Raw genomic sequence first — 14,199 nt, forward strand, 5'->3', positions numbered from 1 at the left:
GATAGCAACAGACAAGTAATTAAGTTCGAATAATGGATTCAATATTGAATTTAAAAATATTGAATCTGAATGCTGTACCCCGTTAATACAGAGACATTGAAAAATTTTTCCTCATAAGAGAAAGGAGTATTTTAGAAAAGGGGAGTAAAATATTTCCTTCCCCCGTGTGTTCCGTCGCCTTGGTTACGCCCCTAACCTGAAAACCGTGATGGATGTATGAATCCTCTACAGTCACTTGGATTAACTTTTCTAGAAACATGCGATGTATCAATTTCAGGCAATGACATAAACATCTCTGTTCCAGACCGAATAACCCTTCGCGAAATTCGTGAGAACTGGGAAGCTCTATCAGATGCTGCACAGAAGCAAGGGAAAAATTTGATAGTTCGCCATGGCGAACAAGTTATTAGCTGGCCCTTAACTCAGAAGCTCTCAGGCACTCTCTAAAGGATCATCAGGCAAGGGTGCATCAACTACCAACCCGTACAGCTTGCCAATAGGGAGAACATTGCCATCATCAAATAGCACGTGCATCGCCAGAAGCTGTCCAATAGTAGGTCGCTGTCCCGCGAGAATGGCCTCCAGATCTTTAGCCGGAATGTCCAGGAAGTCTGCGAACTCCTCAACGCTTTTACTTCCCTTCATTCGCAGTAAGAAGCTGACGGCCTCAGGGTAAGCCGTAGTAGCTGGGTCAGGAACAGCCCACGCTGGAGGATCAATTGCCTCACACGCAATTAATACGAACTCCTCCGCAGTAAGCGGCCTTCCCTCGGTATCAGTAAAAATTTTTAGGGCCGCCAAGGCGCTAATGAGATCGGCTCGGGGGTATCGAAGGTCACCATTTACCAACCTCGACATAGTATTGGCGTCGGTTTCAAATCCAATCGCCTGCAAACGCTCAATCAGATCGGACTGCTTTAAGTCAGCCTGATCTAGCTGCCGCTTGATATATGCAGCCAAAGTGCGAACCCCATTTTTTGTAATATTGCGGCCCACCCTGCCCTGTCCTGTACAGCAAATTTGCCCCTTCAGAATAATCCTTCAAGAATTAGCGATCGCATACGTGTAAATTCACTAAATTTTGATTGATCTTTAGCATTCACTAAATTAAGATCACAGTTAATGAACTTGTGAACTGGTTAATGGTCATGAAAAGACAGTTTTCGGTTTACCTGACTGACGACTTAGACCGCGCGGTTCGTGTTTACGCAGCAGCTCATCGTCTTCAGCTAAGCGAAGTCGCAATTGAAGCTTTCACGCAGTACCTCGAAGCCCAAAAAAAGCAGCAACAGGAAGCAACCCCGATCGCTTCCTAACCAACGAAAAACAGGGGGCGACTTGCTACAGTCGCCCCCTGTCCATCGTGTTTTGAGTTCACCGCTCACCTTTTCCCCAAGTAGCGGTTTCCCCATAAACCCCCAGCAACGGAGGAATTATGTCAACAACCAATACAAGTTTATCACTTGCCGCTCCGGAAGCAGGCTCAACAGCACCACAAGTTGAGCGATCGCACGTCCTCCCACAGGTAGAGGCTCTGCTAGGACTTGATACCCTGAATCCCTTTGAGCGGATGTTTCTGTTGCGGGTGAAGTGCCGTGACAGAAATTTTGTTGTGTCTGGAGAGTTGGAAGCAATCAACCTGATCTGGGCAGTGCACCTTGGGGGTCAGTCGTGATGTCTTCAGAGCACCAACAGCAGGCCAAAGAACAGCTATTCCAGGCAATTCTGCTATGGGGTGAAGCTCATGGCTATCGGTGGAACTCCAAACAACTGCTGGTTATCTCCAGCAACACCGAAGCCTATCTAGAGCTACTAGCAGGCAGCGTGGGCTGTCATCCCAGCTTCTGGAACAACCAGACATCTGAACTTCTACAGGAGGGTGAGTCATGAGCCAAGGTATTCTCTGGGCCGTCTTCCAGACTCCAGTTACCATTCCCCGGCGTCATCCCAATGGGGAGCCGCACCACATCACGCTTCAGTACGGGGTAGAGCGAGAGCAGTTCTCTCACCTGATTGGGCATCAGTTTGAGGCCATCATCACCGCTGAAACTTGGAGCGATCGCATTCAAGCGCTTTGGGCCTATATCCCTTCAGGCTATCCACGCTGCAATCGTTTCCCTCACATCACTGTGAGCTGGGTGGATGGAGTTGAACCAGTGGAGAGCAACGCACTACTGGAGCAATGGAAACAGCACAACCATCGGTTCATCAGCCCCCATCTGGTTGTCCCGTGCCGGGTTGAGTTCTATGAGTGGGCGATCGCTCAGAAAGCCCAATAGAAAACGCCCCGGTGTACTGAGGTATACCGGGGCACCCATTATGTTCGTCACTTAGTTTAGCTGAGAACTCGTTAATGTCTGTAACAACCTCACGACCCCAATACATCAATCTTAAGCACTGGGAAGAGTGGACTGTTGGCAGTGGCGTACACCCTTCAATCGTTGCCGCTAGCATCGCTACCCTCTCAGGCGATCGGGCACTACAAGCCCTACTTTATGAGGCCATCCCCAATAGTGACCACGCCAAAACCTACGTTACCGTTGGTACCAGCAGACTCCTAGAACGGTACGAATTTGCGACGAAGGGCGGTTGGTTTGTAACTGGGGTTGACCCCCTCAACAACTGGCAACCCATGCAGTGGGGGCAGTTCAAGCCAGATCATCCCCGCATTGACCCTGAAAGCTGGAAACCCCTCAAGTACGAAGCGCCCCCAAAAGCTGAACCACGGGCGCTGTTTCTGCCAGTAAACTTGCTATCAAGTTGTGAAATAGCAATCAACTATGCTGCGCAAGAAGCACAAGAAGCCTGGATCCAAAGATTCCGTACCTACCTTGGGAGACTCCAAGAAAATCGACCAGCTGAAGCACTTCAGGCGGCTTGTGAAAGAAGGGAACTTAGAGAAATTGGCCGATTACTTCGAGAAGCATTATGCGATCAAGCCAGAAATCTCGAAACTGAGCATGGACATTTTCATAGCGGAGGAATTCAGGGACTTACAAGCACCATAGATGAAGGATTTTGGCCCTGGGTGCATTCCTACAATGTTCCCGTTATCATCACCGAAGGTGCGAAGAAGGCCGCGAAGCTTCTTAGTGAGGGATACCTAGCGATCGCACTCCCTGGTATCACGATGGGGGTTCGCACTCGGCAGGATGGCGTTCCATGCCTTCCCCACCTCATCCCAGACCTACAATTTTTTGCGACACCTGAGCGCCGGGTTTACATCTGTTTCGACTACGAAACCAAACCCAAAACCATCCAGAACGTTGCGCGTGAAACGGAGAAGCTGAAGCAGCAGCTATCCAAAGCAGGCTGTAAGGTCAAAATTGTTTCTCTCCCAGGCCCTCAGAAGGGGGTTGATGATTTTATCGTTGCCCAGGGTACAGATGCCTTTCACCAGGCCTTCAATGAAGCCCTGAGCTTTGAGCTGTGGCAATCCCGTCGCTATAGCCAACTCACCTACCAACCAGACCTGCTGCTCAACCGGCGCTATCTGGGAGAGCTGCCCATCCCCACCGATGCAAAGTTAGTCCTCCTCAAATCCCCTAAGGGCACGGGCAAAACTCAGTCATTCCTGCCCATCGTTGAAGAGGCCACCGCAAGTGGGCAGCGTGTTCTCCTCATCACCCATCGCATCCAACTCGGTCAGGCCATCTGCGATCGCGTCGGCTTGCCCTATGTCACCGAGCTACGAACCTCTGAAGAAGGTCGGTTGATGGGCTACGGAGTGTGTGTGGATTCGCTGTTCCAAGAGTCAGCAGCGCGGTTTAACGCAGACCATTGGCACAACACCATCGTCATCATCGACGAGTGCGAGCAGGTCATCTGGCATCTGCTCTCGTCAACGACCGAAATCAGCAGCCGTCGCATCCCAGTAATGGCGCAGATCAAACAACTGTTGCTGAACACCCTGGAGAGCGATCGCGGCAAGATCATCCTCAGTGATGCTGACCTGTCTGATTTGTCGCTGGAGTTCATCTGGGGGCTAATAGAGCAACGGGTGAAGCCCTGGACCGTCATCAACACCTATCGACCGGAAACCCCCTGGCAAGTTCACCACTATGCCCACAACCAACCAGACCAGCTTGTGGCTGCGTTGGATGAGGATATCGCCAATGGTGGAAAACCTTTCGTCTTCACCCAGTCTCAGAAGTCAAAGGGCCGCTGGTCAACGACGACCCTGGAAGGGTGGATCAAAAAACGTCACCCTGATAAGCGGGTGCTCCGAATCGACTCTCAAACCGTAGCTGACCCGAGCCATGAAGCGTTTGGCTGTACCTCAAAAATCAATGAGGTCATCAAAAACTATGACGTGGTGATTGTTAGCCCAGTGATTGAAACCGGGCTATCTATCGACATCAAAGGTCATTTCACTGGGGTATGGGCCATTCTCAATGGGGTCGCTCCCGAGAATTCGGCCCGTCAGGCACTGGCTCGGGTGAGGGAAGGAGTTCCCCGCCACGTCTGGATCAAGAAGTACGGCTTGGGCAAGGTAGCCAACGGCTCTACTTCCTCCAGAGCCATCCTCAGCGCTGAGTATGAGATCTCAAAGGTGGCTAGCAAAATCCTTCAGATCCTCACGATTGATGAGGAGATGGTTGCAGCCTATGCCTCATCACTGAAGCTTTGGGCAAGGATGGCAGCTCGCATCAATGCTTCCACCGTCAGCTATCGGGAAGCCGTGATCTATGGCCTGCAAACTGAAGGCCATCACATCATTGAGGCCAATCATGCTGAGGGGGTGTTTGATGCCGTTCACGAAATCGAAACTACCCGCGATGAGCAACACCAGGCCGAGTGTGAGGCGATCGCCACGGCTGAGGATGTCACTCTCAAAGAGTATGAGGAGCTGAAGGGGAAGAAGTCTAAGACCAAAGCAGACCAGTACAAGGAGCGCAAACATAGCATCCAGGACCGCTACTGCACTGAGGTAACGCCGGAGCTGGTATCGAAGGACGATGACGGTTGGTATCCCAAGCTTCGCCTGCTCTACTTCCTGCAAATAGGTCGCCAGTTTCTCAGTGAGCGCGATCGCCAAGCTCTAGACAACGTTGCAAAAACAGGTGGAGTATGGCTCCCCACCATGAACCGTTCCCAGTACAGCGTGAAGGTTGGGATGCTAGAAGCCCTGGGAGTGAAGAAGCTTCTGGACCCCGAAAAAGCGTTTAACGGTGGCATCAAGCGAGATGGATATGAGGATGCACACCCCTATCTGTTGGAGCTGAGAGCACAGGCCCTCAAGTTTGCCTCCCGCATCAAGAACGCCCTGGGGGTTTCCATTTCTGACAAGATGAGCCCCATCCAGATTGCTCAGTCGCTACTGAGTAAGGTTGGTATCAAACTTAAATGCGTTGGGCAATCGGGCGGTGCTGGACATCGTGAGCGCATCTACCAGTTCGTTGAGCCAAAGGACGGTAGAGACGAAATACTGCACAGATGGTTCACTCGGGATGATGCAAGTCGGACTAATTCCGAGATGCACACCCCCGGTATAAACAATCAATTACCCCATCAGGTGGGAGGTGCAGCATGACCCAGAGCATCGACCGCACCACCCCCGCCATCGATGAAATGCCCCTGCAATTTTGGGAAGGCGATCGCGTCCGTGGCCAATCCCTCAAAGACAACAGCACCATCGAAGGAACGGTGCAGTCTGTCGGTCGAAAGTACCTGAAACTGACCAGTGGTGAGGCTGTCATCCTCAGCACAGCCCAGATGCTAGACCCCGGTGCTGAGGTCATCGAGTTAGACCCTCGAATGCAGTCTGGAGCCTACGTCAGCACTCCCGGTGGTCTGAAGGCTTATGTGCTGAAGGCTGACCCTAAAGAACCTGATACCAGGGTCATCATTGAGTACGTGAACAAGGGGATGGGCACCGACAACTACCCCTATCGCAACCTCACCCTCATCCAGGCCGCACCAGAGCCAGAACCCCGACGGGCGATCGCACCCACCCCCGCCGTCCACATCGATGAGGAGGACGAGGACGAAGGCCCGGATTTGAAGGTGGGCGATCGCGTTTGGTATGGGGAAGCTACCAACACCGGCGTCATCACCGACCTGCAATACCCAGATGTTGCAGTGCGCTTCGACCACGGGGAAACGGTAACGGTTGCCTATCATCGGCTGCACCTGGTTGAGACAAGCGATGAGGGGAAAGCACAATACACTCCTGGCTTTCTCACTGCCGATGAGGCCCAACAGTTGTTCGAGTTCAGTGAAGCGCTGGATTGGCAACACAACAGCTTCCGCATCTTTGGCAAAGAGACGAAGCTCCCCCGGCTGGAGATAATGTTTGGTGACCCAGGTTGCACCTACCGCTATTCGAATGTGGAGCTGGAGCCGTTGCCCTGGCCTCCCGAGCTGCAAGCCCTTCGAGAAAAGGTGGAAGCTGCAACCGGCTGCAAGTATCAGGTAGTCATTGGCAACCTCTACCGCTCCGGTGCCGACCACATTGGATGGCACGCTGACGATAGCAAGGAGATGGGTAGAAACCCGGCGATCGCATCCATAAGCCTGGGTGCCACCCGACGCTTTGACGTTCGTAGTAAAGCCGGTGGGGAGGTTCAGAGCTTTGAGTTGGGCAGCGGCGACCTGGTGTTTATGCCCTCCGGTTTCCAAAGCACCCACAAGCACCGCATCGCTAAAACCTCGAAGGAATGTGGGATGCGGATCAACTGGACCTTCAGACCCCATGTGGATGGGATGGCGATCGCTTCCAGCATCGATGCCACCCCCGTTGAGGTCATTCCCTCAGATCCTCACGAGCGGCTAACGCAGCTCGAAGGCGAGATCCTGAAAGGGATGAAGCTGATGGAGGAAGGAAAGGCGAAGGTATGGCAAGCGGTTGCAGCCATCCGAGCTGAGAATTTGTGGGAGATAGAGGGGCACAAATCCTTCAAAGAGTATGTGCAGGTTCGATTTGGCTGGAAAGAGGCATACGCACATGAGATTGCCAGCGCTGGGGAAACGGCTACGCAGCTTTTAGACTCTGGAGTTCCAGAGTCCGCCCTTCCTCAATCAGCAGATGCCTACCGGCACCTCAAAAAGCTGCCCACAGAGCAGGCTGCTGAAGCCATCCAGCAGGCTGCTGAGGCAACTGGAGGGAAACCCACAGCCAAGGCGGTAAAAGCTGCTGTAGCTGAAATTCGGGGCAAGTCTGAGCTGAATACAACGGCTCTAGAACCCATCCCCCCAGAATGCAAACCCTCTATCACTCCAGCGGTTTTCAATGCCGAGATGCAGGCCAGCCGAGATGCTCTCAGCACCGGCTGCCATGGCTGCAAATACCGAAATCTGACAGGTAGCGGCGATCGCTACCACTGCGAGCAGAAGGAGTTCGATGGAACGCTGCTGCTGAAGCAGAACTGGTTTGTGGAGAACGAAGGGTGCAAAAACTACACGCCCCCAACCGTAGAGCCTCAGCCCAACTACTACGTTCCCAACGGGGTAGCACGAATCAAGTCATTGCCTGAGGGCGGCTGCATCCTCTATGAGCTGCCCCTTTCTGAGGAGCAGGAGCTGAAGCTTGCTGCTCTGGCGCGATCGCTCGGTGGTTCAAGAATCAAAGCCATCCAGCACTTAATCGACCAACTACCGGAGGTGGAACTGTGAAGCTCGTTACTCTTCATCAACCCTGGGCATCGCTGGTAGCGCTGGGCCTGAAGCGCTACGAAACCCGGCACTGGTCAACTGATTACCGGGGGCCGCTGCTGATTCATGCTGCCAAGCGCCCATTCATGTCTGCTGATGCCTCAAGAGTGCTGAATTTTGCTGCATGGTCTGTGTGGATAGATGCGCTTAGGATTGCTCACGAGACAGGGGTTATCAATGACCAGAGCCGATTGCCATTTGCTCATCAGTTGCCACTCGGCTGCATCGTGGCGATCGCAGAGCTAACTGATTGCAGAATGATGGCTCCCAGCTACAACACGCTTTCAGAGCAAACCTACAGATACATCAATGAGCAATCGCAGCTAGAGCTGACTGTTGGAGACTGGCGACCAGGCCGCTACGCCTTACAACTCGATAATGTTCGCCCTTTGCCTCAGCCCATCCCGTTCACCAGCCGCCAGGGCAAGCTTCTCTCGGTTCCTGAGGAGTTAGCCCTGGTAGTGCGATCGCAGATCGAACAACCTGTGGGGGTGATGCTGTGAGTGAAGCCGAACTTCTCAAACAGTTGGAGCCGGAGCACTTCCAACAGCTTAACCCCGGAAACCGCTACCGCATCCTGGCTCTGGTTGGAGCCAATCCTCCCCCGGTGCTAGCAGAGGCCCGATACCAAGCTTTGAAACCCTGGATACCTGAAACAAGTGAGGCAAAACTATGACACTCCGAGGCTTATTCAGTTATGTGCGGTGCTGGTTGTTTGGCCATGAGATCGAGTTCTACCGGCGTGGCAGAAGTTGGCAGAGCCGCTGCGTTCACTGCCACGACCCCAACAACTACACCCTTGGCGATCGCCTCCAGCAGCTCCGGCAATGGCGACCCAAGTTGCTCCGCTGGGGGAGGTCTTCTGGTTCTGATGAGATGCCGTTTTAGAAGGTTGCAACACCATGAGTGAGTTGATTGGCTCTCCAAGTGACATCTACAAGCGAATGTGGGGAATGGCGGCATGGAAGTGCCACATCTGCGGGAGCGATCGCCCTGATGCCTGTATCTCTGTCCACACAAGCGACATCAGCGAGACATTTGGTTTCGCTGCTGGTACGATTCAGCAAAATGTACGCTACTGCAACGATTGCCCATCTTGTCGAGAAGCTGCACTAACTAAGCAATTGATTGAACTGAAGGGAGACGATCACCGTGCATAAGTGCCCTATCGAAGGCTGCACCTGGAAGCTGCCACAGCACGTTCTCATGTGTAGCCGTCACTGGAAGTTAGTTCCTAAACCCCTCCAAAAGCAGGTTTATGATGCCTGGAATCGTGGCACCCCAGCCCAGAACTATCTCCAGGTCCGAACCGAGGCAATCAATGTTGCAAGCTCGCGACTACATGGCAATTGCAAATGAGAGTCGAGATAGAACATCCAAGGTGAAAGTTATATGGAACGCCATCAAATAACTATCTTTGAAGCTCTACAGGAGCCAGCGCACGCAGCAGAGCCGGTGGCAACTACTCGACTCACCCAACTCCCAGCGGCGGTGCTTCCTCCCCAACCCGAACCACCCCCACTGCCACCGGTTCCCCCCTTAAAAAAAGGGCAGCAGGTAGTCGTTTCAGACCCCGCTGGAGATTGGATAGGTGTGGTGCAGTACGACGACGGCGAGCTGGTAGACATCCTCCGTGGAAAGTCGACGACGGCTATCAGCTATCCCCGCAACCAGGTGAGGCTTTTGCCTGCACGGGGGACGCTAACGACAGATCCGAAGCTGCTGGAGGATGAGCGATCGCGGCGAGAGACCCAACGGCGGAATCACCCCTGGGTTGATTGCTTTCGGTGCATCCATCACTACCCGGTAGATGCAGAAGTGTATGGATGTCATAAGTTACCCTTCACTCCTAGACGAAGTGCTCCCTACGGAACCCACATTGGCTGCAATAAGTTTGTGGAGGCTACCCATGGCGAAACCCCCAACACCTAAAGAGCTACACGAGCAAATCTCAACCCTCCAGCAACAGCAACAACTGATGATGGAGCAACTGAGCTGGATGCGATTGGTGCTTAAGATGGCGGGTGTAGATGGCCCCTGGGTAACGCCCCAAATTGCAGCGGCAGCCACTGGGCGAAGTCGCGATCGAATCATGCGCGACATTGAAACGGCTGAAGAGTGGCGCACGGCGAAGGGGAAGAAGTGGAACATGGTCTACGGGGTTCACTACCGCAACGACCAGGGCATCGATGCCAGCCAAGCCACCTGGAAGGTGCATTTGCTGGAATACTACGAATTCACCAAAGTTCCCCCAGACCAGATTAAGGTTGCCTAAGTTTTCCTGCCTTCATGCGATCAAATACAGACTGGTGTTGGGATTCGCTGATAGCCTGGTGGTAAGTCTTGCTGTGAACCGCAAGGCTATGACCTGCCCACCTAGCGGCGATTGAGTCAGGAACCCCCTCTAAAGCGGTACGGATGCACCAAGCGTGTCTGAGATCTTTAGCAGAGTGTGGAATCTTCAGCTGGTAGAACTGCCACCCAACCTTCTCCGTTAGCTCATTATTGGTTCGCTCCTCAATCCTCTGAATCTTTGGTAGCGAAACCTCCCACAACTTAAATTCCTCCCTCCAACTTGGAAGACAGGGGTACGTGATACGTGCCCCTGTTTTTGTGTTTTTCAGTACCCGCAACGCTTCCGTTTTCTCGCTAAACTTCCCCAGATCTAAGCGAAAAACTTCAGACGGCCTTAGCCCATAAGTAGCCAACATCCCATACACCCACTTCCATCCAGGGTTTTTAATCCCTTCCCAAATCTCTAAGATTTGCTGATCAGTTGGTAATTGATCACTCAGAATTTGCTCTGATTCATATCCCTGCTTTAATCTCCGCAACTCCTGAGTGAAGGCTTCCAGCACCTCAGGAGCGATCGCCCCCTTCCTCCCCACAAACTCTGCCAGCCGCCGATATGCCATGCAGTAGAACTCACGGTTCCGACTCTCCGGCTGCGATTTGCTCACGATGGTTTCGTGTAGCAGTTCCACTGTGAGGGGTAAATCTTGAGGGATTTTTTGGAAGTAGAGGCGGTAGTTCTTGTGGAAAGAATTCTCCTTCGTCGGATTCCGCTGGGTGTGCTCCCAGTGGTCTTTCTCGTACCGCTCAACCCATTCCCCCACGCTCTCTGCTGGCTTATCCTTGCCCTTCAGGTGAGGTTCCCAAGTGAATCGCTCCCACATTAGATCCGCATCAATGGCCTTAGCTTTGGCGATCGCCACCTTCAGGCCAGCGGGGGAAGCGTTTACCCCCATTCCAATCTCATATTGTTTTCCAGGTTCATCCCCCGGCTTTGGCGGAAATTGCCGGGAGCGGAGATAAAGTTTTCCCCTTTTTTCCCTTAGGCCGCATTTCTCAAGCTGTCGGTTAGCGGCTTCTAGCTGTTCATCGAAGGTCTGCTTGTCCCTCAAGTGCCCCTCACAATCGCTTACTTTCAACCCCACACAGCGTAGAAAAATTAAGCTGAGTGGGTCAAGCGCAACCCTGAGTTATCGGCTGTAAGTGGCTCCTAGAGCGTCTCCGGGACGGAGAGGGGGGGATTCGAACCCCCGTTGGATTTGACTCCAAAACAGATTTCGAGTCTGCCGCATTCAACCACTCTGCCACCTCTCCGTCATCTATATTACTCAAAAACGGACGCGAAAACGCAGAAGCACAAGAAATTGTACCTAGAGGCGCGTAGTAATCCTGCTTATTATTCTGAGTCTGCTGACAGGAGATGGCTAAACCCAGTATCTACAGTCCATTGAATGGCACCATCCTGCTGGGTGGAGTAAGCCGCTGTCTGGTGTTGCTGGAACCATTGTTCCAATTCAGGGAAGATGGGGTTGCCGGAGGCGATCGCCACTTCAGCACCCACCTGCTCCAGCACCTTCTTGTCCCTTAACTCTCCACCCCACCAAACCACATTCGCTGCTGAGAAAACTCCCGCTGCTATCATTGGTTTCACCCTATCTGCTGCCATCTCATCTACAAATAACCAAATCTGATCACCCAGCTGAAATCGCAATGCTGCTGGCTCTGCACTTACCAGGCGGATTGGTGTTGAACCAACAGGAATCGCTTTTCCCAGAGGTAATGGGATAACCTGATCAATCCTTTGATGTTTAGCGCTTACTGGACTAGAAGGCTTTTGGGAATCAGGAAGTGTATAAAGCTGGTGAATGGATACGCGATCCAAAAGTTTGAGCCAGCCTGCTGATTCAGCTGATTCAGTGGGCCAGTGGGGAGCGATCGCCCAATCCACCTCATTCACTCCCTGCTTCTGCAAAAACGGCAACACCGCAAACTGAGCATCCCGTTCCCCTACCGTCCCAATAATTCCAACCTCCCCTTTCTTCTGTAGCACCATTACCGGATGATCGGAGGTTGCTAACACCGTCGCCTGAAAGCGCTGTGTCGTCGCTGCTCCTGCTGGAACTGCCACTAATCCGACACATAGCACTGTCACGATCCACCAGTAGCGTTGTAGTCGCACAACCCACCAGATCATCAAATAAAGCCCATATAGTGCCAATACCTGCTCAATGCTGATTGTTCCTGTCGCGTACCCATTCCCCGGTAACTTCGATACCCAATCCGAAAGTTGAATCAGCCAGTGCGTTGGAAAATAAAGCAGCATTGACGCCAAACTTCCGGCGGGGATGTAGAAGAAGCCGAAAAGCCCGGCGATCGCACTTCCCAAACTAATCACGGTCAATACTGGAGCCACTACTACATTCAGCAGCACGCTGTAAGGTGACACCACCCCAAATACATATAACTGCAGGGGTAACGTCCATATGTAAGCTGCTAACGGAACGGCCACCAATGAAGCGATTCCCGTGGGCATCCAATCCAACTGCTTCATCAGCGCTGGCCCCATAATCAGTAAGGCCAGGGTCGCCATAAAGCTGAGCTGAAATCCCAAATCCCAGATCCAGAGCGGATTGAATACCAGTAGGAGAACGGCAGCTACGAGTAGAGAACCGAGAGGGCGCGATCGCCGCTCCAATGTCATCGCTAACAACACCGCAAACCCCATCACCCCTGCCCGTAACACCGAAGCTTCTAAGCCTGTTAGCCCGATGTATACTACCAACGCCCCAGTGCAAACTCCCAGCCGCAGCCGCTTCTCTAACCCCTGTGTCAGCCGCACCATGATTCCGACTAGCAGGGAAACCTGAAAGCCTGAGGCGGCCAAGGCATGTGCCAGTCCAACACTCGCGAAGGCATCTTTAATCGCAAACGACACATCAACGCCTCCTTTTCCCAGGAGCATGGCGCTGACGAGCGGCCCTTCGGGGACGCTGAGGCCAGAGACGTGCGATCGCACAATCCGTCCCCGCACTTCCCACAACCCACGCTGCACTTCCCCTGAAATCTGCCGCCACAAAGTTCGTTGTTCTCGGAACCGACCCTCCGGTTCCGGAAATGTCACCAGCTTGCCATTCAACCCTGCAAAAATTCCCTGCTGCGCTAGCTGCGCCCGAAAATCAAACCCTCCTGGATTCGTTGCTGCCTGAGGCTCATACAACTTCCCCTTCACGCTCACCATCTGCCCGGGATGCAACCCTGTTCCCCATAGTAACGGTACCGTCACATACACGTGCCCGGTGGCTGCTTCTGGCAAAACCATTGGCTCTGAAGGTTTTACCGATCCCCCTATCTGAAACACATCCAGATTGAACTGAATTTTCTGGCTCCGCGTTAGTCGAGGGCTTGTTTCAATAAATCCCCAGACTTCAACTTGGGAAGGTAGTGAAGATCGCTCTAACCAATGACTAACATCTGCTGCTCCAGGTGCAGGTGTCCGAAACCCTAGATAAAAAGCTGCAAATCCCCCAATTGCGCCGGCCACTAACCAAACCTTTGCTCGTGGTCCTATCCGCCAAACCCTTGGCATCACCAAGGCTGTAACAATTCCTGGCATAAGGAGAGCGATCGCCCCCACAGGCACTCCAGAAACCTTCCACGGTAATGCCGTCAGTAACAATCCCACTACATATGCACAGCACAAAACCAATCCACTGGTTGACATCAGCTATCTCTGCACCCGACCTCCCCAGTGTTCCCATCCCCCAAATAAAAAAGGAGATGCGTTCAGCATCTCCCCTATCCATAAATTTTTATACTTATACTCTCAAGATTTAGCTGTTTTTTATACTAACTAAGGCGATCGCAGGAGCCACTATACCCATTCTAAATTAGGTTTATTGAATCTAAGGACTAAACTACAATCGCGTATTGTCCTTATTACTTTTGCCAATATTACATTTTTTACAAAGGGTTTGTAGATTCTCTATATCATTAGAACCACCTTTCGACCGAGGAATAATATGATCGACTTTCTTTAGTATTAGTTCGGACAGTTTTTCTGAAACCCTTGATTTTGCGTGCGCGAAGCGCACGCAAAATCAAGGGTTTCAGAAAAACTGTCCAGAGTATTGTTTAGTCAATCTAACCCTCTTCCATCCTTCTCGCGAGAAATAAATCAAAATAGAAGAATGTTTCTGTTGCCATCTTTAAGGGTATGGTTACGCCGCGTGAAGCTCGTCCAACGCTCCGATTCGT

General features: G+C 52.4%; 16 protein-coding genes and 1 tRNA gene. 12 read left to right on the forward strand and 5 right to left on the reverse strand.

The window, feature by feature from the left end; all coding sequences use genetic code 11:
• Positions 1–432: 432 nt before the first annotated feature.
• Positions 433–960: a hypothetical protein gene (locus tag NDI52_RS14565; RefSeq protein WP_190773133.1), complete on the reverse strand. Its 528-nt coding sequence runs from the start codon at positions 958–960 to the stop codon at positions 433–435.
• A gap of 188 nt (positions 961–1,148) precedes the next feature.
• Here NDI52_RS14565 and NDI52_RS14570 point away from each other — a divergent pair, with 188 nt between their 5' ends.
• From NDI52_RS14570 to NDI52_RS14625, 12 genes are all read left to right on the forward strand, one after another.
• Positions 1,149–1,316 (forward strand): hypothetical protein, encoded by a 168-nt coding sequence (locus NDI52_RS14570; RefSeq protein WP_190773134.1) that lies wholly within the window; start codon positions 1,149–1,151, stop codon positions 1,314–1,316.
• A gap of 119 nt (positions 1,317–1,435) precedes the next feature.
• Positions 1,436–1,675 (forward strand): hypothetical protein, encoded by a 240-nt coding sequence (locus tag NDI52_RS14575; protein ID WP_190773135.1) that lies wholly within the window; start codon positions 1,436–1,438, stop codon positions 1,673–1,675.
• Positions 1,675–1,890 carry a hypothetical protein gene (locus NDI52_RS14580; protein WP_190773136.1) on the forward strand — a complete coding sequence of 72 codons (216 nt, stop codon included), beginning with the start codon at positions 1,675–1,677 and terminating at the stop codon, positions 1,888–1,890. The genes NDI52_RS14575 and NDI52_RS14580 overlap by 1 nt, the downstream gene beginning before the upstream one ends.
• Entirely contained in the window at positions 1,887–2,279 is a 393-nt protein-coding gene (locus NDI52_RS14585) for a hypothetical protein (protein ID WP_190773137.1), read from the forward strand. The genes NDI52_RS14580 and NDI52_RS14585 overlap by 4 nt, the downstream gene beginning before the upstream one ends.
• A gap of 74 nt (positions 2,280–2,353) precedes the next feature.
• Positions 2,354–5,533 (forward strand): plasmid replication protein, CyRepA1 family, encoded by a 3,180-nt coding sequence (locus NDI52_RS14590; RefSeq protein ID WP_348256452.1) that lies wholly within the window; start codon positions 2,354–2,356, stop codon positions 5,531–5,533.
• Positions 5,530–7,614: an alpha-ketoglutarate-dependent dioxygenase AlkB gene (locus tag NDI52_RS14595; RefSeq protein ID WP_348256453.1), complete on the forward strand. Its 2,085-nt coding sequence runs from the start codon at positions 5,530–5,532 to the stop codon at positions 7,612–7,614. Before NDI52_RS14590 ends, NDI52_RS14595 begins: the two co-directional genes overlap by 4 nt.
• The gene (locus NDI52_RS14600; RefSeq protein ID WP_348256454.1) at positions 7,611–8,156 is read left to right on the forward strand and encodes an ASCH domain-containing protein; all 546 of its coding nucleotides are present in this window, start codon (positions 7,611–7,613) and stop codon (positions 8,154–8,156) included. The genes NDI52_RS14595 and NDI52_RS14600 overlap by 4 nt, the downstream gene beginning before the upstream one ends.
• On the forward strand, positions 8,153–8,329 hold the full coding sequence (locus NDI52_RS14605) for a hypothetical protein (RefSeq protein WP_348256455.1): 177 nt from the start codon (positions 8,153–8,155) through the stop codon (positions 8,327–8,329). Before NDI52_RS14600 ends, NDI52_RS14605 begins: the two co-directional genes overlap by 4 nt.
• Complete coding sequence (locus NDI52_RS14610) at positions 8,326–8,541, forward strand: hypothetical protein (RefSeq protein ID WP_190773141.1); 216 nt, start codon at positions 8,326–8,328, stop codon at positions 8,539–8,541. Before NDI52_RS14605 ends, NDI52_RS14610 begins: the two co-directional genes overlap by 4 nt.
• Before the next feature lie 14 nt (positions 8,542–8,555).
• A complete protein-coding gene (locus NDI52_RS14615; RefSeq protein ID WP_190773142.1) occupies positions 8,556–8,813 on the forward strand; it encodes a hypothetical protein in 258 nt (85 codons plus the stop codon).
• A 232-nt stretch (positions 8,814–9,045) separates the two neighbouring features.
• Entirely contained in the window at positions 9,046–9,585 is a 540-nt protein-coding gene (locus NDI52_RS14620; RefSeq protein WP_348256456.1) for a hypothetical protein, read from the forward strand.
• Positions 9,563–9,928 (forward strand): hypothetical protein, encoded by a 366-nt coding sequence (locus NDI52_RS14625; RefSeq protein WP_190773144.1) that lies wholly within the window; start codon positions 9,563–9,565, stop codon positions 9,926–9,928. Before NDI52_RS14620 ends, NDI52_RS14625 begins: the two co-directional genes overlap by 23 nt.
• On the opposite strand, the gene NDI52_RS14630 is transcribed toward NDI52_RS14625, so the two are convergent.
• The 4 genes from NDI52_RS14630 to NDI52_RS14645 all read right to left on the reverse strand — a co-directional run bounded on the left by NDI52_RS14630 (position 9,915) and on the right by NDI52_RS14645 (position 14,036).
• Positions 9,915–10,901: a hypothetical protein gene (locus tag NDI52_RS14630; protein WP_348256457.1), complete on the reverse strand. Its 987-nt coding sequence runs from the start codon at positions 10,899–10,901 to the stop codon at positions 9,915–9,917. The two genes, NDI52_RS14625 and NDI52_RS14630, sit on opposite strands and share 14 nt — an antisense overlap.
• A 271-nt stretch (positions 10,902–11,172) precedes the next feature.
• Positions 11,173–11,259: transfer RNA gene (locus NDI52_RS14635), tRNA-Ser, on the reverse strand.
• A gap of 82 nt (positions 11,260–11,341) precedes the next feature.
• Positions 11,342–13,666, reverse strand: coding sequence for a ComEC/Rec2 family competence protein (locus NDI52_RS14640; protein WP_190773146.1), 2,325 nt, complete (start codon positions 13,664–13,666; stop codon positions 11,342–11,344).
• Positions 13,667–13,859: 193 nt separating this feature from the next.
• Complete coding sequence (locus NDI52_RS14645; RefSeq protein ID WP_190773147.1) at positions 13,860–14,036, reverse strand: HNH endonuclease; 177 nt, start codon at positions 14,034–14,036, stop codon at positions 13,860–13,862.
• Positions 14,037–14,199: the final 163 nt, after the last annotated feature.

The organism is Leptolyngbya sp. PL-A3, from assembly GCF_039962325.1.
Lineage (GTDB): Bacteria > Cyanobacteriota > Cyanobacteriia > Elainellales > Elainellaceae > Vacuolonema.